A 24,683-nucleotide genomic window follows, 5' to 3' on the forward strand; every position below is an offset into this window, starting at 1 on the left:
AACTTATATTTAACTCACCTTGAATATATCGATCGCTCCTGCTAGTGGTCTGCGATCAATTATTCAGCAAACCCTATTTACTGCCAGTAATTCTCTGCCACTATTGAAATATTCAACTGCAGCAGAATAGGCAGTAGCAGCTTTGGCTTTCTTTCCGGCAACCAGATTTAACCGTGCTAATTGCTCCCTCTCTAGCTCGTGGGTAATTAGATTTACTCCCACATTCAAGTGGTTGACAATATCAAACATTCTTTCTTCTCGCTCAACTTCTGGCGTATTCTTTAACAGCCGTTGACCGATTTTTAAGTGAGTCGATCGCTTTTGGTCTTCAGGAATGAGGGAATAGGCAGCTTGTTGAATGCGATCGTGGAAAAATTTGTATTTAACTAATTGGTCATTGTTAACGGGTAATTGCTCGGATTCTTCTCCAATGATTTCTCTTGATAAACTGTTACCACCTTCTTGATAAAATTTATATACATCGCTAACTGGTAAAATCAACCCTTCTTGCAATGCTTTCCACAAAGCTGTTGCTGTTTCTGTTGGTGAATTTTCATCAACAATTGCTAATGTAGCCAAATCGAACTGATTGCCAATACAAGCAGCTAATTTTAAAACTTCCTGTGTTCGGTTTGGCAACTTTCGCAACTGAAGTGCCATGAATTCTACTACATCATCCGTTAGTGCCAAGGTTCGCACTCTAGCAATATCGCACTGCCAATACCGAGCTTCAAAATTAAATTCAATTATCCCATCTTCCTGCAAAGATTTGAGGAATTGTGTGCTGAAAAAAGGATTGCCTTGGGTTTTCTGATAAACGAGTTCTGTCAAAGGCTGAGCCAAGGCTGTAGAACAAGCTAAGGTATCGGCAATCAGAGAATTCAAATCGAAGCGCTCAAGCGGATCTAGAATAATGGTGTTTACCGTAGCTCCGGTTGTTTGAATGTCGGCTAATGTCACCCTCAAAGGGTGTGCAGGAAACACTTCGTTATCTCGATACGCTCCAATTAAAAATAGATAGCGCCGATCGCGATCGCTCATCAGGAGTTGAATTAACTTCAATGAGGCTGAGTCTACCCATTGCAAGTCGTCTAAGAAAATAACGAGGGGATGTTCTTTAGTGGCAAAGATAGAGATGAAGTTCTCGAATAACCGATTGAAGCGATTTTGGGCAGCACTGGCGACGAGTTCTGGTGCCGGGGGTGGCGAGCCAATAATCCGCTCTAGTTCGGGAATTACCTCAACGATTACCTGAGCATTCTCGCCCAATGCTGCCATGATTTGAGTCTTCCACTCCTCAACTTTAGCATCGCTTTCCGAGAGCAATTGTCCCATGAAATCGCGAAAAGCTTGTACAAAAGCTGAGAAGGGCTGGCTGCGCGCAAATTGGTCGAATTTGCCTTTGATGAAGTAGCCACGCTGTCTCACAATTGGTTTGTGAACTTCGTTGACAACAGCGGTTTTACCAATGCCGGAGAAACCCGCAACGAGAATCATTTCGGTGCTGCCGGCACTCACGCGCTCGAAGGCCGATAGCAGGGAGAATACTTCGGTTTCTCTACCGTATAATTTTTCTGGGATGATGAAGCGATCGCACAAATCTCGCTCCCCTATTTTAAAGTTAGTTAGCCTCCCTGTTTCTTTCCACTGGAATAAACACGTTTCCAAATCAAACTTGAGTCCTAGGGCGCTTTGATAGCGAGCTTCAGCATTCTTTGCCATCAGTTTGCCGACAATCTCAGACAGCACCAATGGAACGCTATGGTTTACACTTGATGCTGGGAGGGGCTGTTTGGCGAGGTGGCAGTGTACCAAATCCATTGGATCGTCTGTTTGGAATGGTAACTTTCCTGTTAGTAATTCGTAGAATGTGACTCCCAGCGAGTAGAAATCTGTGCGGTAATCAATCCCTCGGTTCATTCGCCCAGTTTGTTCGGGAGATATGTAAGGTAAGGTGCCTTCGAGCACGTTGGGATTTTGAATTTCTTGGGTTTCGCGCGGTAGTAGGGAAGCGATGCTGAAGTCAATCAGCTTGACTTGTTTGCTGGTGGGGTTAATCAGAATGTTGGCAGGTTTGAGGTCTTTATGGATGACGTGGTGGCGATAAAGTCCGTCGAGGGAGTTGGCGATTTGAATCGCAATAGGCAGAAACTCGCTAACGGGCAAGCCTTTTAGGGGTTCCTGGCTAGCTTCTGCTAGACTAGCGAGGTAGCTACATAAAGAAATTCCGCCAAAGTCTTCCATCACCAGAGCATAGTGGTTATGGTAAGTCTCCAGGCTGTATGCCTTGACACTGCCGGGAATCTCTAAGTTTTTAGCAATGACGTACTGGTTGCGGAAGTGAACCAGCTCGTTGAAGCGAGGAAAGTCATTTCGCAGCAGTTTGATCACTACGGGTTGCCCATTTGAACACCGAAGGCCGCGATAAACTAGAGTTCGAGTGCCTGCGTATATTTGTTCGTTAATGTGATATCCTACAAAAAGATTTTTTATGCTAACCATATCTACGTATTCCTACTGCTTCTGTAAAGTCTGAAGCTTCTGAGAGTTACTATCTACTATTTTCGCTCGCTCTACTCTGGTATTCAGTGAATTACATTTTTCTTAATATACTTTGTGGCTCAAATTATGAAAACACGAGTTTAAAAAAATAGTTGAAGTTTTCATGGAAGAGCGAGCTGTTGATACTTGAGTTAAAACTAAGTAGAAAATGAAAGAGGCTAAGGCTGAGTGAAGGGCAGCAGTTGATAGAAGAGGAATTTAAGAAGCTCATCAGGTACTTAAGAGTATTTTTTACACCGATGCTTGTATGCGATCGCCTATTAAATCTTAATGTCTAGTTTAGGTGAGAATTTAATGTCATTAGTACAATTCGGAGCGGAATTTAAAGCGGGAAGCAGAGTAAATTGAGTTTGTGTGTCAGAGTAGGGATAAATTGGGATTCATGGGCTCGCCACCGGAATTATTTGTCCAAATGCCACAACAAGCTGCCCCACTCTAATAAGTGAATCAGGCATTAAATGCCAAAATTCAGCAGCAGACTATGGAACTAGCCCAAGTCAATTATATTTTGCCACTCACATACTTACAATTACCAATTACCGCTTTGATTTCTTTACTTATTCCAATACCTGCGCCAGTGAAACAAATTCTCCCATAAATTGCGCGAAAAAGTATTGCTGCCCAAGCGCTGCGACTCCCAAACAGCAGCAGTTTGACCGTTAATTGCCGAAAAACTCGACCAAATATAAGGAAGTTGGGCGATCGCCTCAACCTTCATCCCGTGACGCACAGCCAAAGCGATCGCGTGAATCAACTCAGCAGCTTGGGGTCCGACAATACTCGCTCCCAACATCTCCCCGTTGCGACGCCCGACAATCTTACAAAAACCAGTGGTATCCCCCGACATTTGAGCTCTTTCAACATTCTTGAAATATTCCCTACAAACAATCATATCGTCTCCAAAACGGCGCCTTGCTTGCGCTTCAGTCAAGCCAACCCTCGCCAATTGCGGGTCAGAAAAAATCGCCCAAGGAATGCCGCGATAATCTATTTGAAACATTGGCAAAAATAAAGCATTTTTCACAGCAACGGCAGCTTCGTAATTAGCGATGTGAGGGAACGGATAACCCCCAGCAACATCGCCGATCGCGTAAATGCGATGATTAGTTGTTTGCAGCTTTTCATTTAAAATCACGCCCCGATCACTGAATTTAACCTTAGCCTCTTCGAGATTTAATGAGGAAAAATTGTGTCCTCTACCGGCGGCCAGAAAAATCTCCTCAGCTTCGATCGCCCTTGGCCCAGCTTGAATCCATTTTTTACCATCAATCACCCTCGCTTGAGTCACCTCAGTAGCAGTCAGAATCCGCACTCCTTCAGCTTCCATTGCAGCTTGAACCAACCCAGCAGCCTCTCGGTCTTCTTTAGCCAAAATCTGCGAACTTTTCACTACCAAAGTGACAGCAACCCCTAGCCGAGCAAAAGTCTGAGCCACTTCGACACCGCTGGGATCTGCGCCAATTACAGCCAAACTTTTAGGCAACTGGGGAAGTTTTGCTAATTCCCCAACAGTTTCCGAAGTAAAAAAGCCAGCAGACGAAAGTCCTTCAATATTGGGAATCACCGGCAGAGTTGGACAAGCTAGCAAATAACAAAGCGATCGCAATTTTCGCCCGCCGACAACAAAAGCCAAATCCGGTTTCGCAACAAACTCGCCGTTGCCAAAAATAACATCGACCCCCCGAGCAGCCAAAAGGCCGAGAGAATCAATTTCTGACAAATTAGAAACAACACCCTCGACCCACTTGAGAACCCCGTCAAACCCCAATTTGATCGGCATGGAGGAATTGGCGACTTCCCAGCGCATCCCCAACTGCTGGTGGCTGATCTGCTGAGCAAAACGAGCAGCCTCCCTCAAAGTTTGGCTGTATCTCAAACCAAGGTTGATCGACTCTTTCCCCCCTGTCGGCAAATCTTGGGAATTACTTAGCGGTTCCACCAAAGCAACGCGGGCCGGGAAATTAGTTGCAGTCAAAGCAGCATAACGTCCGGCCGGAGTTCCACCAATAATCACTAAATCATAGTCAAGCATAAATAAAGAAGTCAGTAGTCAGTAGTCATTAGTTAGTAGTCATTAGTTAGTAGTTTAGGAGGATCTGCGCGCGGGGTCAGAAACCCGGTTTCTTCCTAGATACTTCGCTGCAAAACCCAAGATTTTTAGCCATCCTAAATAATTTGTGAATTTCTTACTCCCTCCCCTTGATAAGGGGAGGGTTGGGGTGGGGTAAAAAATTTACGACTCCTGCAAGGATTGCTATATCATAGAAACCGGGTTTCTTGGGGATGTCCACTCAAACGATCAATACAATCGGTTTGTCAACTTTTATGGGTTGTTAACAGTTAACCGTCAACCGTCAACCGTCAACCGTCAACTAACGAATAACTCCGTAAGTCCAGCAATTAGCTGCAGATTGTCCGCCCTGGAGCGCACAGCTACCCGAAAAAACCGATCGCCCAACTCAGGAAAACTCAAACAATCCCGAATCAAAATGCGGTGTCGTTCCAAGAGACTTTTTTGAATCAAAGAAACCGACATCGACGATTCAACCAACAAGAAATTAGCGGCCCCGGCAAAAGGCTGCAAACCCGGTAAATTAGCCAAACCCTCAAATAGCTCTCGGCGAGCAACAGGCAGCCAATCCCAGGTTTGCCGCTCAAAAACAGTATCTCGCACCACAGCAGCAGCAGCAGCAGCAGCCAAAGCATTCACAGGCCAAGGATCGCGCTGCAACTGCCACCGGCGCAGAATATCGGGATGGGCGATCGCGCAGCCCAACCGCAGTCCCGGCAGAGAATAGAATTTAGTGAGCGATCGTAAAATCACCAAATTCGGAAACTCCTCAACAGCATCGATCAAAGTTTCCTGCTCAGAAGGCGGTAGAAAGTCCATAAAGGCCTCATCCACCACCACCATACCTAACTGCTTCACATAAGGCAAAATCGCCTCCCTAGCAAACAGCAAACCCGTAGGATTGTGCGGGTTGTTCAGTAGCAAACCTCGTCGAGAGGTGGCATCGAGACCAAGAGGAACTGGGATACCAAAAGAAGGGGATACAAGGGAACGGTTAGAAACCGACAAATCATCCGTTACTAACCGGCTTCCTGCCCCAACTTCCAACGATTTCAGATCCAACTCAGATGTGGCACCATTCTCAATTAGTTGTTTAGGAACAGGCATCATGCCTGTTCCACAAGAAAATTCATCTCTTGTGGAATGGGCATCTTGGCCGTTCTTGACAATGGTGCAAGATTTAAGATCCAAAGGAGATTTCAGCACCTGCGCGCCGAAAGCCGAAAGAGCCCGCGAGTAATCGCCAAAAGCCGGAGTCACCAAATAAGTCGCCTCCAGCTTCGACAAATCCCAAGCCGCCCAAGTCAACAATTCCGCCGAACCATTCCCTGGCAAAATCCAATCCCGGTCAACATTCAAAGCCTCACCCAAAGCAGTCCTGAGCTCTCCATAATCCGGGTCTGGGTAAGCCGTAAGACTGCTCAAGTGAGCTTGAATCGCATTCAAGGCCGACTCAGGAGGGCCCAAAGGACTGATACTCGCAGAAAAATCGACAATAGCAGAGGCAGGGCAGCCTGCCAGTGCGGCTGCCCAAGCTAAATTCCCACCGTGTAAAGGTCTAATCAAGACTCAGTTCGCCAGCTATTCTGCGTTTTTCGGCGGTGCAACTCTGTCCTTAAACAACTTCCCTGCGGAAAATGCAGGAACTCTGGTTGCCGGGATTTCCATCTTGTCTCCAGTTTTGGGATTGCGACCTTCACGGGCCTTGCGTTCCCGCGACTCAAACGAGCCAAAACCGACCAGCGTCACCTTGTCGCCATCGGAGACAGCTTCCATGATTGCTTCCAGGGCCGCACTCAAAACAGCATCTGCCTGTTTTTTCGTCACGCTAGCCTTTTCCGCCACTGCATCAACCAATTCACCTTTGTTCATTGCGAAGTCCTTCTCGATTTGCAAAATTACGTTAAACAGAGTTAGTTCAACTATTAGCTGTGAGTTATCAACTGGATTGAGGTAGTGGATTGGGAGGTTGGGGTGGTTCCCGATTGCTCCCGTCCGCTTCCCCGAATCACAACTCCTGCTGAATACCAATTACCCTAGGGTAATTGGTCAGAGAAGGAATTTTTGTTTCTAACTGCTGAAAACCCCACAGCATCTAATTTTCACTGCATTATTCTAAAGTCTTGCCGACCGTTATGGATCGGTGGAACCTTTAATTTATATGGAACTTGCTAATTTTTGTAATTAATCCCAAAATTTAGGTAAAAAAATACCACCTTGGAGACAAGATTTCTCGCCTCGGTGGATTTCCGATCGCAAAAAAAATAGAAATAGAAGGAATAAAATGTAATTTGTCAAGGGCTAAAGGAAAAGTTTTTTCCTTCTTCCTTCTTTCTTTCGCCTTTCTTTTCCCCGTGGGCCAGGGCTGTTTCATTCTCCCGAAACCCGCCAGGGGCTGAAGTCCCTGTCTCATAGCTGAAGTCGTCTGAAGACGACTGAAAGAGTGATTTATAGTTGTCTTGCAGAGGACTAATCAGTTCTTTAGTCCTCTTTTAGAGGACTTTAGCTTTGAGGCAGGGGTTTCAACCCCTGTCGGACTGTCGGACTGTCGGACTGTCGGACTCAGGGGAAAGAGCGTGGAAAGTTGACAGCAAGGCATTTTTCCTTCGTTCCTACTGTCTCGGCTGGACGGGCTGACTGCGCTGCAACAGTTGACGGGCGTCGGGACTGATGTTGTTTTGGTAGCCAAAGTTTGATCGATCGCTATCATCCAAAATCTGCGGAGTCAGCAATACAATCAACTCCGCCCGCTGGTTGGTCTTATTGGTTCTCCTGAACAGCGAACCGATAATCGGCAAATCTCCCAAAATCGGAATCTTGTTCGCTGTAGTCCGTTCTTCGTCTCGGATAATCCCCGAAACAATCAAAGTCTGACCGTCCCGCAGGCGAATTAGCCCGGATTGCAACGAACGCTCGCCCAGCAGAGTGATAGTATTGGTGCTCGGGCCAGTCGAAAGGTTTTGAGTGGTGCCGGGTGTCCTGATAATCGGGTTCACCCGCAGAGAGACAAAACCGTTGTCGTCAATTCGATCAATCGCCACCCCCAACTGCAAACCCGCCCTATCTTTGACTGCCGTCACCGTTGTGGTACTTGTATTTCCGGTAGTCTCGGTGTCGGACGTGATGTTAGTAATCACTTCATCAGTAATATTCACATTCGCCGTTTCTCCTTCTTGAACCACCAGAGTCGGATCGGTCAGGATTTTGGCATTCTGGCTCTGAATAGTTGCCCGCAAAGCCGACAGGAACCTCCTCGGATACTGGAACGCCGGGAACAGGGCGAACTCTGCAATTCCTGAGCCTGTCCTCGATCCCGGCTCGTAATCAGTAATTCCAACTCGCGTAGGGTCATTAGTAACTGGGGCTGTCGGCTGGAGGAACACACCTTTGGCGGGGCCTTCGAGACCTTGACCTGTAAACGGCACGATACGCCGGCCGTTCGCATCGTAGAAAGGCTCCAGGTCTGCTAAAGGGTTGCCGACGATCGGCCTACCGGTCAAGCTCTGATCGAGCTGCGTTGTATTGGGCGGATTGATGCCGCCAAAATTGAGACTTGCCGCCCCATTGTCATTGACAAAGAAATTGTTATTAATTCCGAAAGAGAAACTGCTCCTAGTGTCGTTATTTCCCAACAAGTTGATATCGATCACCTTGACGTTGACAGCGACTTGACGGCGACGCAAATCTAGCTGTGTCAAGAAAGCCACAGCCATGTCAACTTTGCGCGGGTCTCCCACCAAAGTGATGGAATTGAGCCGAGAATCCGCCAGCACCGACAGTCCCCTCAGCAACAGCGGCCCCGTGCCTTCCCTAGCGCCGATCGCCTTAATGTCCGGTTCCCTAATTTCCACATCCCGCGCCGCATTTCCCTGGCCCACGCTTTGAATCGTCACCCGAGTAATCGGCAGTTGAGTTTCCGCCCCTTGAGCGCTCAAAAAGTTAGCCGCGTCCGTAGACCGAACTTGATTGAGCCGCAAAGTCCGAATGATAATATTGCGCGAGTCGATCGGCAAGCTAGTCCCTACAAAAATCGTCCGTCCTTGGCGGTTAGCTTGCAACCCGCTGAGGCGCAGCACGTAATTAAAGACATCTTGCACCGACTCATTTTCGATGTCCAAAGAAATCTTTGGCCCTTCATCGGAACCGGTGGCTCCCGGCTGACCAGGCACTGCGGGCTGGCCTGGTTGAGCAGGGGCACCGCCACCTGTAAAAGCAATGTTCAACCCCGCAGCGCGAGCCAGCAGAGCCAAAACGTCGCGGACTGGAGCATCGCGCAGCACCAAGCGGGGGATGCGTTCTCCCGAACTCAGTTCAATATTTCCCGCGCCGGGGGCGATGTTAGACACTGCGATATCTCCCAAGGGCGGAGCAACTGCCCGCGGTTGGAAAGGCGCAGCCTGATTGCTCTGGGATTGTATTTCGCTGGGGAGGGGCGGGCGATCGTTCCTGGTAACAGTAACTTCAGGATTTGGCAGCAGCACGCCTGGGTTTTGCGAGGTGCGGACTTGGGGAGCCGGGGGGGGAGCTGTTTGGCTCAGTGGCAGTCCCGGAGGCGGCGGGGGTGGAGTTTGGGCAGACTGTGCTGTGCCACCCTGTCCGGCAACGCTAAGGACGATGCTTTGGCCTTGTCCCGGCACAATTTGTCCGTTGGGAACTCCGTTGGTGCCGGCTACCACAACGCGGATGCTGTTAGCCTCTACCTGGCTGATTTCTACTGAAGAAATTCCCGGAGCGGGGTTATCTTGACGGAAGCTGTTGCCTTGTGGCAAGCGGAGCTGGGTGTTAATAATTGTGGCTTGGTAAGTATTGCCGTTATTGATGGCGAAGACTTGGGGGCGATCGCCCTTTTCTGTCGCCAGAACAATATTTACGCCATTATTACCTTGACTTACTTGCACTCCTGTGACCTGAGTCGGCAATGCCAAGACGGGGGCTTGGGCGATCAGAACTCCTGCAACACTGCATAAGAGTCCTCCACTTAACCGTAGATGCTGTTTCACGTTCTCTCCTCCACTACACTTTGTTATTTGTTGTTCGCAGTCTTTTGTCGCTAGCTGCTAAACTGACTAAAATATTCTCGCTTCGAGCCTTTTTAAAGGAAGAAGTTATGCCCTTTTCGATTTTTAATTTTCGATTGGGAATAACAGATGACATAAGGGTTAGAAGCTATCCTACAGCAATCCTCGCATCATTTGTGGATTTCTTACTCCCCCTCTTACAAATGAGAGGGTTGGGGTAGGGTAAAAAAATTACGACTCCTGCAAGGATTGCCATACAGTTCCATTACTTTTTGAAACGGGTATTAGAAGAAATTAGATTTTAGAGCCAATTTTTGATTGCCATCTAAAAAATATTTTTCTGACCTTCATACTTTTTTGACTTCTACCTTCAATCTTCCCATTTCAAACTTCTGCCTTCTGACTTCTTGTGAAAGAGCCATTTGGGAACAATAGCTAATATCTATCCGCCCAACTACCGCTACTTAGCACCAGGACTCGGAGCCGGAGTTGGCGGTTTTTCTTCTTGCTTTAACGGCAGCAGCGCGTGCAAGTCAAAAGCAGTTTTAATTTTAGTTGGTGGCTGCTCCACAGGAACTATTTTCCCTTTCAAGAAATCAACTTCAATTGGCTGATTTGATGCTAGCAATTCAGATTTCAAATTCCTAACTACCAACAGCGACTGCATCAATTCCAAGTTACGCATAAAATTGCGGGTTTGAGCAAAAGTGCCTTCAAACTCTACCTTGAATTTTTTGCGTCTGAGCTTGCCAGCCAGGGACGGCCCGAAGGAGGTATCGGCCAGAATATCAGGGTCTGGAGCTCCCGGCGCGGCGGTTGCTGCTGCTGGCGGCATATCCGGCTCAAATTTGGTAATTTTAGCCTTGAGGTCATCTCCTTGCACGCCGGCGTTGATTCTATTAACGAGTTGGGTCATGTCAAGCAAAAGCGTGTTGGCGCTGGCGTCGCTGGCAAACATTGCCGTCACGTTGGCTCGGCGCTGTTTTGCTTCTTCTTGCTTGGCTTCTGCTTCTGCCTTTTTTTGAATTTGAGTTTGCAATTGCACTTGCGTTTGCTTGCTTTCGCTAAGTTTCTGCTTGAATTCGCCGCTTTTTTGGAATTCGGGCAGTACGAACTGGTAGCCGAGGCCGCCGGCAATCAGGAGCCCGAGAACCGCGATGCCGATTGCTTGGACTTGGGGTGTCAGCTTAATGCCGAATATTTCCTTAGCCCCTGTATCTTCTGCTTGTCCGCTAGAAATAAACTCTGCTGTCATGGTTTTTTCACTTCTCCTTTTTGTGGTTCTAGCACTCCTTTTTCTTGAAGTGTTTCTATCCGTATTGCGAGCCCGTCTGCTTGCTTGCTTCGCAGCTCGGGGAGCAACTCGGAGGCCCCCGTCGGGCTGAGCGTCGTTTCAATTTTATATTCCACCACCGGTCGCAGTTTGGGAAGTTCTGGTGGTGCTGCGTTTTGGTTACGCACTTGTAATTGTGCGGGGTTGTTTTTTAATGTGGCCGCTATCAGTTTGGTATCGGTGTTAAGGAAGAAAGGAGAGCGCTGGATTAGCAGCATAAAGTCGTTAACTTGAGCAAAGGTACTGGCTATTCCTGAAATTTGTACTTTTGCTGGCTGCTGCGGGACGACGGGGACGGGAGCAGCAGCCGGGGCGGGGCTGGCTGGAGACGGACTCGCCCCTGGGGAGGCGGCAGGAGTTGCTGCAGGGGGTGGGGGTGCTGCTGCAACAGGGGAGGGACTCGGGTCGATTTGCTCGATTTTGCCAATTTGCACTCCCGCCGGAGTACGGGCACTCAGGTCTTGCAGCATCGCCGACCAAGGTTTAATTTGGTCGAATACTCCGGCTAATGCTTTGTATTCGGCGGTAACTTGGTCGGTTTCGGCGTTGATGGCTTTGATGGTGTTGGCTTGAGTATTTAACGTTGCCAGTTCTTGGTCGATGGCTGCTTGTTGTGTGGCCAAGTTGGTATTTTCGTTAGTCGCCCACCACCAGGCTCCCATGACTGCGGCGTTGATGCCAAGGGCAAACAGCACCGCTCCATATATGGGCAGTTGGTCTTTGACTCCACCGGAACTTTTTTTAGCTGGACTTTTGGTTGCAACGGGTTTGTAGTCCGGACGGTCGTTGAGAAAGTTAATATCTAGGCTGTACATGGCTTCACTCGATTTTATAGCATAAGGTAGAAGGCAGAAGGCACAAGGTAGAAGGTAAAACAGACAAGGAATAAGGAAAAAGTGATTTACCGCTTATGTTTGAGCAATTAAGAATGTCCTCACAGTCTTGGCTGTTGCTATAGATTTAAATTGGAAATTTTAGATTTTTGACAGAACCCAAGATTGCTGGTACAAGTGAAGGATTTATTTAGGGAAGAAAGAAACAACTTTTTGCCTTCTACTGAAGGAAGGGGCTGCTTCTACCTCAGATATATTCTACCTTTTACCTTCTACCTTCTACCTGTAATATTCTACCTTCTGCTTTCTGCCTTCTTCTTTTGGAACGGGTTTTTACCTAAAATTCTCAAATCGGTTTTTCTCTCATCTAAAACTGTTAGGTCACATAACCTCCCTTAGTCCTAAACCTAGGGCGACTCCTAAACCTGCTCGCTGTTCTGGGGTAATTTCTTGGCTGATTTCGAGTCCTAGGGTTTCGATGGGATCGACTTGAGATGCGGGCAAGCTTAATCTTTGCATAAAAAATTCGTCTAGTTTGCCGATCGCAGCTCCCGGGCCTGCTAGCAGTAGTTGCGCTACTTCGAGTTCTTCGCTCTGGTTGAGGTAAAAGTCTACTGAGCGACGCAGTTCGTCTGCTAGTTCTCCCAATACTTTTATCATCGCATTTGTTCCCGGATTGGCGTCTCCCGATGCGCCCATTGTATCTGTGACGGGCAGGGTCATGCCTTGCAGTTCGCTGGTGTCTCTGGTTGGCGGCAGGTTCATGGCTTGGTTGAGGGCGGTCTGGATTTGGTAGGTGCCGATCGGGATGGTACGGTTGAACTGAGGTATGCCGTCCACTACTATAGCTAACTCGGTGCTGTCAAATTCTATGGCGGTGAGAACTGCGGCTTCTTGGGAGGAAAATTGTTGCAGTTGGTCTTTGAGGGTGCGGATTAGGGCAAAACTGGTTACTTCTAGTACGTCTATAATCAGTCCGGCTTCTTTGAAGGTTTCGATGTATGTGTCGGTAACTTCTCTGCGGGTTGCTACTAACACGACTTGCACTTTTTCTACTCCGTCGTCATCTACAAAAAGGCCTATTTTTTGATAGTCTACGTCGGCGTCTTCTCTGGGAAACGGCAAGTACAGTCCTGCTTCTGCGTTCATGTAATCCCGCAGTTCTTCTTCGTTAAGCTCTGCAGGAACTGGGATGAGGCGGATGACGGCTTCGCGGCCGGGAATGGCTGTGGCTACTCGCTTGGCTTTGATTTTGTTGTCGGCAAGGACGGTACGTATTAGTTCTGCCATTCCCGGCGGATCGACTATTTGTCCTTCTTGTACATAGTCTTCTGGAACTTCTATGGAGGCTAGGATGCCTAATTTTAATGCCTGAGCTTTCTTTTCGAGCTGAATGATGTTGATGCGGTCTGGGGCTATTTCGATCCCGATTCCTGGCTGGCGTTGGGAAAGTAGACCTTTGAAAAAGTTAACCATGTGATTGGGTCGCCGGTAATTGCTATTTTTTTCTTTTGTTGTTGGCCAGCCTGATTCAGCGAGTCCGGTGTTGGAGGGTTGGTTTCCAACGGCCGAGAGAGTGCTGTAATCTCGGTATCCCGCCGTAGCTACGCAGCTCCGTCTGTGTTGCGCGATCGCTAGTTCCGATTTTATGCTATCCAATTTACTTGACAATAGCTATTCTGCTGCCAATGTCAATAAATTCCAGCTCGATCGACCGAAAACCTGCCGATTCTGCACAAAAACAGACTATCTCGCTCCTGGGCCCAGGTACAAAACTCTGTTACTGACTCATCGCTTGATTCGGGCGATTCCCTACCCTACCCTACGGGGAACGGGAACCCCTGCGGGAAGATAGCTTCGCTTCACGCTTTTTTGTCTAACGGTTCCCATAACTCTCAAATTTTATTCTATGAAACGTAAATCTTGGCAACTGTTTGCTGTTTTTGGGCTGGTGGGACTGCTGCTGGCTGCGGTGGTGAGTTGCAGCAAGCCGGCTGTGAATTCCCAGGCAAATAATACGCAGGAAATCGAGTTCTGGACTATGCAGCTTCAACCTCAGTTTACTGAGTATTTCAACAAGACGATCGCCGGTTTTGAAGCGGAAAATCCGGGGGTGAAGGTGCGCTGGGTGGACGTTCCTTGGTCGGCTATGGAAAGCAAGATTTTGGGGGCTGTTTCGGCTAAAAATGCGCCGGATGTGGTTAACCTAAATCCCGATTTTGCTTCGCTGTTGGCGGGACGCAATGCTTGGCTGGATTTGGATTCTCGGATTCCGCAGCAAGTTCGATCGACCTATCTGCCAAATATCTGGAAAGCTGGCGTACTCGACGGCAAGAGTTTTGGCATTCCTTGGTATCTCACGACTGGGGTGACAATTTACAATACTGATTTGTTGAAGAAGGCTGGAATTGCTAAGCCTCCGGCTACCTATGCCGAGTTGGCAACTGTTGCCAAGCAGGTGAAGGAAAAGACTGGTAAGTTTGCTTTTTTTGTGACTTTTGTGCCGGAAGATTCGGCGGAAGTTTTGCAATCTTTCGTGCAGATGGGTGTGCCTTTGATTGACGCTAAAGGTAAGGCTGCTTTTAATACTGCTAAGGGCAAAGCTGTTTTTCAGTATTGGGTAGATTTGTACAAGAACGGACTTTTGCCACAGGATGTTTTGGTGCAGGGACACCGCAGGGCGATCGAGCTTTATCAAGCTGGGGAAACTACTTTGTTAGCTTCGGGGCCTCAGTTTTTGAAGGCGATTGCTGAGAATGCTCCGAGTATTGGTGCTGTTTCGGCTGTTGCGCCTCAAATTACAGGGGAAACCGGTAAGAAGACTGTGGCGGTGATGAATTTGGTTGTGCCGCGCGACAGCAAGCGCCCTGATGATGCTGTCAAGTTTGCTTTGTACGTGACTAATTCTCAAAATCAGTTGGCTTTTGCAAAGGCTGCTAATGTTTTGCCTTCTACGGTTGAGGCTTTGCAGGACGATTATTTTAAGAACGTTCCGACTGATGCTCCTGCAGCCGATCGAGCTCGGGTTGTTAGTGCTTCTGGATTGAGTTCCGCCGAGCTATTGATTCCGCCTCTCAAGGATGTTAAGAAGTTGCAAAAGGCGATTTATGACAATTTGCAGGCGGCAATGTTGGATGAGAAGTCGGTAGACCAAGCTGTGGCTGATGCGGCTAAGGCTTGGGATCAAAGGTAGTTTTTAATTGAAGCTGGGGCGGATTTTTTTTGATCTCGCCCTTGCTTTTTTCTGCGACTTGACGTATTATTAAATAATGGGAATCTGTGCCGCCATATATAAGGAGATATAAGCTTTTAAGTTATTATCGAATGATGAAATTATCGCCTATTCACAAGGCGGAGTCGGAGGAGAACTCTGGATAAGACAATCTCCAATATTTTAGAGGTAAATGTTTCTTGATAAGAAGGCTCGCTCATCCCAGAAACCGAGTTTATTTATCCCGTGCGATCGCCTTTGTCAATTCAGCTTAATTGATGATTTGTAGGAAGATAGCCTGAATTCCTCAAATATTCAGAAATTTAACTCGTGTTAAAATCAAAGCTCAGATCGGAATAGGAGAAAATTATTATGCCAGCGATGACACTCAAAGATTTAAACCAAGTTCAAACCCTTTTTTCCGAAGCGGGTTTAGATTACAAAATTGAACTAGAAGACGGGAGACTTTCAATTGTGGGGCCATCAGACATCGTATCCAGTGAAATCAGCAGTATTTTGATTCGCTTGCTGGGTAACTGGGTTTATCCCCGTCGCTTGGGAAGAGTCTTTGACTCCGCAGGCGGTTTCATCATGCCGGATACGAATGTCAAAGCACCGGATGTTTCTTTTGTGCGCGCCGCCCGCTTGCGCCACAGTCCGCGTTATTTGGGAGAACTTGTCCCCGATTTGGTGGTTGAGATTAAATCTCAGAGCGATCGCATTAAGCCTATAGAAACCAAGGTTTTGAAGTTTATAGAATTGGGTGCGATCGTCGGAATTCTGATCGATCCTGATGAAGAAACAGTGACTATTTATCGCTCTACAGGTGAACCGACTGTTTTAGGAAATGGCGATATCTTAACATTAGCAGAACTTTTTCCCGGTTGGGAATTGCCAGTTTCTGAATTGTGGCCTCCTATCTTTACTGAGGAAGAAACACAATGCTGATGCGTTTAAGCTTGGGATTGTTGTTGTTGCAGAAAATAGCCGACGAGATAAAGCGAACCGCAAAGGATTGTTAGGTTGTCACCTGTAACAGCAGCATCTAAAGCTGTGGTTAAGTCGGGGAAGGCTTGACAGAGGGTTAATTCGGGGCAGATAATTTGAGCGAGGGTGGCTAATTCTGCGGGGGATGATGAGTTGTGATCGGGTACGGGTACTAGGTAAAGTCGATCGCCCTTTTTGAGTAATGCTTTCAAAATATCGTCGCAGTCTTTAGTCGCAAGAATGCCGATTACCCAGTTAATCGGTTGGGAACTTTTAAGATTATCGACATATTCACGCAGGGCGATCGCTGCGGCTGGATTGTGCGCGCCGTCAATTAATATATTGCGGTTTTTCCAAGTTGTCTGCTGGAGTCTTCCGGGCCATTGGGTTTTGGCGATACCGTTTTCGAGGGCGGTTGGGGAAATGTGCCATCCTTGGTTTTGGAGAGTTTGCAAAGTTGCGATCGCAATTGCTGAATTCATTAGTTGAATTTTTCCCAGCAGCGGCAATTGATATTTTATTTTAACCGCAGATGAACGCGGATTAACGCTGATTTCTGGATGTGGATGATATTCTGCGAATCCTTGTCCTAAATCTATTGCTGGTTTTACCCAAGTTGCCGGACAGTCTAATTCTTGAATGCGTTTTTCTACTACTATTCTAGCTGATTCTGGCAATTCTCCGATAACTGCCGGACATTTTGCTTTGAGAATTCCCGCTTTTTCCCCAGCAATATCTGCCACGGTGGGGCCGAGTATTTGCCAGTGTTCGAGACTGATAGAAGTGATGACGCTAGCGAGAGGTGTTTCGCAAACGTTAGTCGCGTCTAATCTACCGCCTAATCCAGTTTCTATGACTGCAATATCTGCTTTTTGTTCGGCGAAATACAGCCAAGCTGCTGCGGTGATTATTTCAAATTGAGTGGGAGTTTCGGTGTTGTTTTCGGTGGCGGTGACAACTCGTTCTAGACACTGTTGCAATTCTGTTGGGGAAATTGGTTTTTGGTTGATGCAAATTCTTTCTGTCCAATCGATTAAGTGCGGCGATGTGTAGCGCCCGACTCGATAGCCTGCTTCTGTTAGTACGGAAGAGAGATAAGCGCAAACGGAACCTTTGCCATTGGTGCCGGCAATGTGGATAATGGGTACTTGTTTGTGGGGGTTGTCTAGTTTTTCGAGAAGTTGGTGAATTCTTTCTAGACCGAGATGGACGCCGAAATGTTGGTAGGATTGAAGGATGGATTCTGTATTCATTGATAATTTCCCAGTCCGCGAAGGCGGACTTCGTTTGTGTAGAAGCGATTTCAATCGCCGACTGCTATAAAAGATTTTCAATACTATAGATTAAAAAGATGACTAGGAATATTATTTCTCTGTTTTCGGGTTGTGGGGGGCTGGATTTGGGTTTTCGCTTAGCTGGGTTTAATCCGGTTTGGGCGAATGAATATGATAAGTCTATTTGGGATACGTATAATTTCAATCATCCTGAAACTATTTTAGATCGCAGAGATATCAGAAAAATCAAATCTGATGAAATTCCCAACTGTATAGGGATTATCGGCGGCCCTCCTTGTCAAAGTTGGAGTGAAGCCGGGGCGAAACGAGGGATTGATGATAGTCGGGGTCAACTTTTCTGGGAGTATATCAGAATTGTGCGGGACAAGCAGCCTTTGTTTTTTTTAGCTGAGAATGTTAGCGGTATTTTGGCCCCCAGAAACAAGGATGCTTTTACTTATATATTATCGCAGTTTGAGGACATCGGATATCGGGTTTCGTACAAGTTGTTGAATGCTAGAAATTTTGGTGTTCCGCAAGATAGGCAAAGGGTGATTGTTGTTGGCTATCGGGAAACTCTGGGTTTTGGTTTTGAGTTTCCCGAACCTGGAACCCATGTTTTGACGCTGAAAGATGCGATTTTTGATTTGCAGGCGATCGCGCCAATGTCAGTTAAGGCTAAATTAGATAATTATCACGATTCTGTCCCAAATCATGAATGTGCGGATTTGGGGTTTTCTAGCCTTTATATGTCGCGCAATCGAGTTAGAAGTTGGTCAGAACCTTCCTTTACCATTCAGGCAAGCGGCAGACACGCACCTCTCCATCCTCAAGCTAGTAAAATGATTTTGGTTGGCAAAGACAAACGCATTTTTGACCCCAATTCGCCTCAGCCTTACCGTCGGCTTTCTGTGCGAGAGTGCGCGAGAGTTCAGACTTTCCCGGATGAGTTTATTTTTAAGTACAAGTATATTGGTGATGGATACAAAATGGTCGGCAATGCTGTTCCTGTGAATTTGGCTAGAGTTTTGGCAAGTAAGATTTTTGAGGATATTGTCTTAGGGCATCGGGCATCGGGCATCGGGCATCGGGCATTGGTGTCAACTTAAGCCGACCATCTACCAGTCGCTAGGGAATGAATTCCACGGGGCTTTTAGTGAAAGTCCTCGCTATGAAGACTAATCTCAAATCCGTTGACATCAGAATTATTCATCTCTCTCTTCTCTTCCTCTGTGTCTCTGTGTCCTCTGTGCCCTCTGTGGTTTCATCATTCCGAATTATCTGTCATTGAAACTTGGTTAACTCGCTAAGATTGTGCTGAATCGCATTTATCCCACGAATATGAGACAAGGGAGAACCTCCATACAAAAAGCTGTTTAAACTAACTTGATAATTTTGTTGAACTGCTAAATCCAGCCACAAATTGTTAATCGCATCTCCGGGCTTGTAGTCGGGAATGTTGTGCTGATAATAAGGAAAACTGTCTATACAAGTATTGAAAAATTTCTTGCGGCCGCAATGCTTTAAATACTGATATCGTGGCTTAAATTCTGTTTGATTTTCCAACACGGTATATATAGTATCTGCGAGAGATTCCGGGTCAAACTTGGCGTAAAGACCGGCACCTTCGGGGAAAACTGGCGAGTTTCCTCTGGCGTATTGGTTGAATTCTTCAAAACAAATTACTGGTACGTTGCAACTCATTGCTTCGGTAATTCCCCGGTTTTTTCCTTCGAGGAGGGAACCGAGGACGAATGCTTGGGCTCGCGAATAATATGTGGGGATTTCGCTGTAGTAGTCTACTCTTGGCACTAAGTTAATGTAGTCGGAGGGATTGGTTAAAATTTCCTCTACTTGTCGCCATTCTTGTAAGGCGTACTGGTCGAGAGTTTTCAGGTTGCTAGCATCAAATTCGTGGCCGGTGACTACTGTTAATTTAATCGGTTTTTGCGGATATTTTTGGCGGTAAACTTTTAAGGCTTTGGCTATGATTGGCAAATTTTTTTCTTCGGAAATTCGGGCGACAGCTAGCAAGTCTATGTCTTTGGCAGGGACGTTGCGAGGGGAAATTAAGTATTCGTTGATGAAGTCTGTGTCTTGGAGTGGTATGATTGGTTTGTGGGCGCGATTAGGATAAGTTTCGCGAAACCACTTATCCCGCTGCGGGTTTTTGTATAAACTAGAGTAGGCGTCAGCTATGGGAGCCCAGGAGTAGGAGATTCCGGGGGAATAGGCGAAGGATAAAAATACTGAGGAAAGTTGGGGAAATAGTTTGTTGATGAGTTCGACTGCTTCACTGAAATAAATTCCTTTGATGAAACGCCCTTCGTAAAACAGTGGGGGAAGCAAGACGTAGAAACTGACGGTATCGAAGCGGTGGGGTTGGTCTTCAAATATCTCCCAGGTAAAGGCGTCTAAGTCTGCATAAATTTCGGCGATTGGTTTGTTGATGTGGGGGTTTCGTAAATATGGCTTTTGTCGATCGTAGTTTCCGCGTACCATATAATTCTGAGTGTGAGTATCTAGCTTTTTTTATTTAACCGCAGAGGCTGCAGAGGGCGCAGAGGAGAAGAGAGATATTCACAAGTCATCTAAGGGTTGTTCTAGCGATTCATTGTCGCCTATTGTGAGGGCGAGTTGGTAGATTTGGCGGCGGGGGAGGGATGTTTGTTGTGCTAGTTGGCGGCTGGCTTGGGAACGACTTATGCCTTCGGCAATTAATGTGTGCAATTCTGCTTTGATGGCGTCTTCGGAAAATATTGGGGCTGCTGTTTGGATGCCGGCAATTACGAGGGTAAATTCTCCCTGGGGTTCGCGATTGGTGTAAAGCTCGATCGCACTTTCCATACTACCACGCCAAAACTCTTCGTGCATTTTCGTTAACTCTCTCGCCAGCACAATCTGTCTGTTGCTTCCCAAAGTATTTGCTAAATCTTGTAAAGTTTGTCGCAATCGGTGGGGAGATTCGTATAATATTATAGTGCGAGATTCTATTTGCAAAGCTTCTAAACTTTGTTGTCGTTCTTGACCTTTCACGGGTAAGAAACCTTCAAATACAAATCTTTCTGTGGGTAATCCTGATGCAGTTATGCCAACTATGCAGGCAGTCGGGCCGGGAATCGGAATAATGTTAATATTAGCATCGGCGCAAGCTTTGACTAACTCGTATCCGGGGTCAGAAATTCCCGGCATTCCGGCATCGGTGACGAGGGCGATATTTTTGCCTAAAAGCAGTTTGTCGATGAGTTCGGGAAGTCGCTGGTGTTGGTTGTGTTCGTGATAGCTGATTTGGGGCGTTTTGATTTGAAAATGGTGCAAAAGTTTGCCTGTATGGCGGGTGTCTTCGGCGGCGATGAAGTCTGCTGCTTGCAAGATTCGGATGGCGCGAAAGGTCATGTCTTCGAGGTTGCCGATCGGGGTTCCTACGATGTAAAGTGTTCCTGTGGTGGGATTTGCTTGCATTTTAAGATTGGGATTTTTAAACCGCAGATGAACGCGGATTAACGCAGATATGAAAACGGGATTGTTTTTGGGATTGGCGACTTTAGATTTAGTTTATTTGGCTGTTGGGCCTCCGGGTAAAAATCAGAAAGTTGTTGCTTCTGATTGTACCATTGCTGCGGGCGGGCCGGCGGCCAATGCTGCGGTCACTTTTAGCTATTTGGGGAATGCGGCGGTATGGGCTGGCGTTTTGGGCACTCACGCGATCGCCCAATTAATTCGTGCAGACTTAGCGGAGTATAATGTCAGGATAATTGATTTGGAACCCGGGCGATCGCACTCGCCGCCAGTTTCCTCGATTATTGTAACTGAAGCAACGGGCGATCGATCGGTAATTTCCATCAATGCTACGAAATCGCAAGTTGACAGTCAAACAATTAACCAGGATATTTTAACATCAGTTAGTATGGTACTGCTTGACGGACATCAAATCGCAGCCAGCAAAGAAATTGCTCAACTTGCCCACTCGAAAAACATTCCCATTGTCCTCGACGGCGGCAGTTGGAAACCCGGATTAGAGGACATATTGCCTTTCGTTGAATGGGCTGTATGTTCCGATAATTTTCATCCGCCCAACTGCGACAATTCCGAACAAGTCTTTGCTTACCTGTCAGCAGCCGGAATTTCCCATATTGCCATCACGCGCGGCGAAAAATCAATTTTATACCTCAGCAATGGCAGTTACGGCACTATACAAGTACCTCAAATTAAAGCAACAGACACTTTAGGCGCAGGCGACATCTTTCACGGCGCTTTCTGTCACTACATTTTGCAAAATAACTTTACCAATACTCTCACCGCAGCGGCTAAAATCGCTTCCCATTCCTGCAAAAGCTTCGGAACCCGCGCCTGGATGAATAATGGTTAATTTTAAATTAAAATTAACCAAACTATCCGGTTAAAACCGTTCAAAGCTATAAAAGTTGAACTGGCAACACTTGTTAAGTTAAAATCCTGACAGCAACCTCGACAAAATTTGTGCACTTCCGTCTTCTCTTCCTTCGCGCCCTTAGCGCCTTCGCGGTTCCTTAACAAAATTGCTATATTAGTAAGACAAGTTAAAGTCACCCAAAACACTCCCAAAACAACATACCCGAATCATGCCTGACACCCAACCCCTAACTATCACCCTTCCCCCTTTGCGGATTACCCTCACGGAACAACAGCAAGTTAACCTAGAATGGCTGACACAAAACCTGCCCAATCTACTCACCCCAAGCAAACAAGAAATCCCCGACAATATGAAACAGTGGGTGGCGGCTAACAAATTATTAAATCAACCCGACGCAGAAATTATTCAAGCACTAATAAATATCGGCATAGATGCAGAAACAGCCACCGCAGAAGTTAGGGAAATATCATCTCATCCCTATTTTCAAGCAGGTAGTCAGTACGTCCAGTTATTGCAGAAATTAGAATCGCATCTTAGGATTAGCAATCAATTAGCCGCATTGTCTTCCAAATTTGGCACAATCGAACGTAAAAGCAGCCTTTCCAGAGAGTATTTTCTTGAAAATTACTACGCCAAAAATACTCCAGTAATTATTACCAATATTATGCACAACTGGAAAGCTTTGCAGTTGTGGACGCCGGAGTATTTGCAGCAAAAATATGGCGATGCAGAGGTACAAATTCAAGCCAACCGCAACTCAGACCCGAATTACGAAATTAAGATAGAAAATCACAAAAAAATTGTTTTGTTCCGCAAATATGTAGAGATGGTGGTCAAGGGCGGGCCTAGCAACGACTACTACATGGTTGCTAACAACAAAACTCTGGAAAGAGAGGAATTTAAACCCCTATTCAACGACATTGAAATTTTCCCAGAATACCTAAATCCAACGGATACAAAAGGCAGAGTTTTCTTTTGGTTCGGCCCGAAAGGCACGATTACACCACTCCACCATGACCCAGTTAATTTAATTTTAGCTCAAGTATCGGGTCGCAAACTAATTAAATTGATTTCTCCGCAACAAACACCTCTGCTTTATAATCACGTCGGAGTTTTCAGCAAGGTTGACGGCGAAAATCCGGATTATGACAAATACCCGCTTTACAGAGATGCGAAAATTATTGAAGTGATTTTGGAACCGGGAGAAGCTATCTTTATTCCTGTCGGTTGGTGGCATCATGTAAAATCATTGGAGGTTAGTATTTCGGTTTCTTTTACTAATTTTGTGTTTCCTAATTATTATGAATGGAAATATCCTCATATTAATTGGTAATTGCTAATGTATGGTTCCCCGGGGCGGGCACGGGGACACCGCCCCTACAGAAATCTGCGTTAATCGGCGTTCATCTGCGGTTCACAAACAAGAAATTCATGAAAACTCTCGAAAAAATCAGCGAAATTGCCCGATCGATCGCCTGGAGTGCATCAGATATCCTACAATCCTATTATCGCCAGGATTCCAACACTCCTAACCTCGACATCCAAGAAAAAAAAGATGGCCCCGTCACCGCCGCCGATGTCGCTGTCAATTCTTACATTCTCGACGAATTGCAGTCGGCTTTAGGGAATGCAGAATTTGGGTATCTCACCGAAGAAACTTACAAATCTTATTTAGAAAAAAACGGTCAAGTTCCCTTACCTCAAAGTTGGGTTTGGATTATTGACCCTTTAGATGGAACGCGAGATTTTATTGACAGGACAGGTGAATTTGCAGTTCACATTGCTTTAGCGTTCGAGGGAAGACCGGTATTAGCAGTTGTGGCTTGGCCCCAACAGCAAAAGATTTATTACGCAATCCGCGAGGCGGGCGCTTTTATGGAAAGTCGGGACGGTTTTGCGGTAAAATTGCAGGTTTCGGCGCGAAATATAGTGGCCGATTTATCTATAGTAACCAGCCGCAGTCACCGGGACGATCGCTTTAATCAATTGTTACAAAAACTGCCTTGTCAAAATCAAATAGCTGTCGGCAGTATCGGCTGTAAAATTGCGACAATTGTCGAACAAAAGGCTGATGTTTATATTGCGCTTTCGGGAAAGTCTGCACCGAAAGATTGGGATTTAGCGGCACCGGAATTAATTTTGACGGAAGCGGGCGGCCAATTTACTCGTTTTGACGGTTCTACTTTGCAATATAACCGGGGAGATGTGAGTCAGTGGGGGGGATTGTTGGCGAGTAACGGTTACTGTCACGCTGCTTTATGCGGGGAGGCTGAGGGGATTTTAGGAGGGATAGATTCGGGTTTGAAGTAAGTGTGTGAAGCGAAGCTATCCCCTAGGGAATCGCCCTTAAAGATTCTAACGAATAAGTTTTAGGGGCGGGTGTTGCCAACCATCAGTGCCTAAGACCCATAATCTCGTAAACCCGCCCCCACCCTTGCTTTAGCTGTGAGACGGGGGTTGAAACCCCAGGCGGAACCGAGGAACACGGGATGGATGTTGGACTAAAGCCCAGTGTCACAGTTAAATCAACTTGTAGGGTGTTCTACTAGATTGATTCTTTCAATTTCAACAGGTTTTTGGGCTCCGGGACACCCTACCTATGTGCCAGTTACGTACTCCTGAATAAACCCGCCCCTGGCACATCTGTATCAGAAATCCCGCTCTTAATATTTGAGTATAATTACACTTGCTATTGGACGGTTTTTGTGTTATTTTATCCACCTCGCACTCGCTGCTGGGCAATATTATTTTTTAATAAATTTCCCCATCTTCATCAAAACTTTAATTACATAGGTAGCTCTAAATAAAAATTTACAGATATTCTCTGAAAATACTGTTATTGTTAGCACAACTTTCAGAAATAGTTTCCGATCCAAGTCGCGAAACAGGGAAATCATTGTCTTTTTTTAGCTATTAGTATGTGTATTAAGCTGTCAAACATCTAAACTGCATTAACTAAGTTGCCTTTATTTTTTATCTTTCGGTTCCATTTCATAATTAG

The 24,683-nt window shown here is 46.4% G+C and carries 17 protein-coding genes and 1 pseudogene; 7 read left to right on the forward strand and 11 right to left on the reverse strand.

Going from position 1 to position 24,683, the window contains the following annotated elements:
- Positions 1-75 precede the first annotated feature (75 nt).
- The 8 genes and pseudogenes from QUA10_RS25935 to pilM form a co-directional block, all read right to left on the reverse strand.
- A pseudogene (locus QUA10_RS25935) lies at positions 76-2,502 on the reverse strand (ATP-binding protein); the annotation flags it as partial.
- A 613-nt stretch (positions 2,503-3,115) separates the two neighbouring features.
- Positions 3,116-4,594 (reverse strand): NAD(P)/FAD-dependent oxidoreductase, encoded by a 1,479-nt coding sequence (locus QUA10_RS25940; RefSeq protein ID WP_333085386.1) that lies wholly within the window; start codon positions 4,592-4,594, stop codon positions 3,116-3,118.
- 336 nt (positions 4,595-4,930) lie between these two features.
- Entirely contained in the window at positions 4,931-6,199 is a 1,269-nt protein-coding gene (locus QUA10_RS25945; RefSeq protein WP_333085385.1) for a threonine-phosphate decarboxylase, read from the reverse strand.
- Positions 6,200-6,214: 15 nt separating this feature from the next.
- Complete coding sequence (locus QUA10_RS25950; protein ID WP_006634837.1) at positions 6,215-6,505, reverse strand: HU family DNA-binding protein; 291 nt, start codon at positions 6,503-6,505, stop codon at positions 6,215-6,217.
- Positions 6,506-7,245: 740 nt separating this feature from the next.
- A complete protein-coding gene (locus QUA10_RS25955; protein WP_333085384.1) occupies positions 7,246-9,633 on the reverse strand; it encodes an AMIN domain-containing protein in 2,388 nt (795 codons plus the stop codon).
- Between the two features lie 478 nt (positions 9,634-10,111).
- Complete coding sequence (locus QUA10_RS25960) at positions 10,112-10,906, reverse strand: pilus assembly protein PilO (protein ID WP_333085383.1); 795 nt, start codon at positions 10,904-10,906, stop codon at positions 10,112-10,114.
- On the reverse strand, positions 10,903-11,799 hold the full coding sequence (locus tag QUA10_RS25965) for a PilN domain-containing protein (RefSeq protein WP_333085382.1): 897 nt from the start codon (positions 11,797-11,799) through the stop codon (positions 10,903-10,905). The genes QUA10_RS25960 and QUA10_RS25965 overlap by 4 nt, the downstream gene beginning before the upstream one ends.
- A gap of 399 nt (positions 11,800-12,198) precedes the next feature.
- Positions 12,199-13,293, reverse strand: coding sequence for a type IV pilus assembly protein PilM (pilM, locus tag QUA10_RS25970; protein WP_333085388.1), 1,095 nt, complete (start codon positions 13,291-13,293; stop codon positions 12,199-12,201).
- 172 nt (positions 13,294-13,465) lie between these two features.
- Here pilM and QUA10_RS25975 point away from each other — a divergent pair, with 172 nt between their 5' ends.
- The 3 genes from QUA10_RS25975 to QUA10_RS25985 all read left to right on the forward strand — a co-directional run bounded on the left by QUA10_RS25975 (position 13,466) and on the right by QUA10_RS25985 (position 15,976).
- Positions 13,466-13,672, forward strand: coding sequence for a hypothetical protein (locus QUA10_RS25975; RefSeq protein WP_333085381.1), 207 nt, complete (start codon positions 13,466-13,468; stop codon positions 13,670-13,672).
- Between the two features lie 54 nt (positions 13,673-13,726).
- The gene (locus QUA10_RS25980) at positions 13,727-15,010 is read left to right on the forward strand and encodes a sugar ABC transporter substrate-binding protein (protein WP_333085380.1); all 1,284 of its coding nucleotides are present in this window, start codon (positions 13,727-13,729) and stop codon (positions 15,008-15,010) included.
- Between the two features lie 390 nt (positions 15,011-15,400).
- Positions 15,401-15,976, forward strand: a complete 576-nt coding sequence (locus QUA10_RS25985) for a Uma2 family endonuclease (RefSeq protein WP_333085379.1) — start codon at positions 15,401-15,403, stop codon at positions 15,974-15,976.
- Positions 15,977-15,981: 5 nt separating this feature from the next.
- On the opposite strand, the gene QUA10_RS25990 is transcribed toward QUA10_RS25985, so the two are convergent.
- Positions 15,982-17,268: a folylpolyglutamate synthase/dihydrofolate synthase family protein gene (locus tag QUA10_RS25990; RefSeq protein ID WP_333085378.1), complete on the reverse strand. Its 1,287-nt coding sequence runs from the start codon at positions 17,266-17,268 to the stop codon at positions 15,982-15,984.
- A 98-nt stretch (positions 17,269-17,366) separates the two neighbouring features.
- Between QUA10_RS25990 and QUA10_RS25995 the strand changes: the two genes are divergently transcribed.
- Positions 17,367-18,398, forward strand: a complete 1,032-nt coding sequence (locus QUA10_RS25995) for a DNA cytosine methyltransferase (RefSeq protein ID WP_333085377.1) — start codon at positions 17,367-17,369, stop codon at positions 18,396-18,398.
- A gap of 175 nt (positions 18,399-18,573) precedes the next feature.
- On the opposite strand, the gene QUA10_RS26000 is transcribed toward QUA10_RS25995, so the two are convergent.
- A complete protein-coding gene (locus QUA10_RS26000) occupies positions 18,574-19,791 on the reverse strand; it encodes a glycosyltransferase (RefSeq protein WP_333085376.1) in 1,218 nt (405 codons plus the stop codon).
- A gap of 78 nt (positions 19,792-19,869) precedes the next feature.
- Positions 19,870-20,751 (reverse strand): 16S rRNA (cytidine(1402)-2'-O)-methyltransferase, encoded by an 882-nt coding sequence (rsmI, locus tag QUA10_RS26005; RefSeq protein ID WP_333085375.1) that lies wholly within the window; start codon positions 20,749-20,751, stop codon positions 19,870-19,872.
- A gap of 49 nt (positions 20,752-20,800) precedes the next feature.
- On the opposite strand from rsmI, the gene QUA10_RS26010 reads away from it, so the two are divergent.
- From QUA10_RS26010 to QUA10_RS26020, 3 genes are all read left to right on the forward strand, one after another.
- A complete protein-coding gene (locus QUA10_RS26010) occupies positions 20,801-21,658 on the forward strand; it encodes a sugar kinase (protein WP_333085374.1) in 858 nt (285 codons plus the stop codon).
- A gap of 232 nt (positions 21,659-21,890) precedes the next feature.
- On the forward strand, positions 21,891-23,015 hold the full coding sequence (locus QUA10_RS26015; protein ID WP_333085373.1) for a cupin-like domain-containing protein: 1,125 nt from the start codon (positions 21,891-21,893) through the stop codon (positions 23,013-23,015).
- A 98-nt stretch (positions 23,016-23,113) separates the two neighbouring features.
- The gene (locus QUA10_RS26020) at positions 23,114-23,992 is read left to right on the forward strand and encodes an inositol monophosphatase family protein (RefSeq protein WP_333085372.1); all 879 of its coding nucleotides are present in this window, start codon (positions 23,114-23,116) and stop codon (positions 23,990-23,992) included.
- Positions 23,993-24,683: the final 691 nt, after the last annotated feature.

Origin of the sequence: Microcoleus sp. Pol8_D6, assembly GCF_036700965.1 — a bacterium.
Classification (GTDB): domain Bacteria; phylum Cyanobacteriota; class Cyanobacteriia; order Cyanobacteriales; family Microcoleaceae; genus Microcoleus.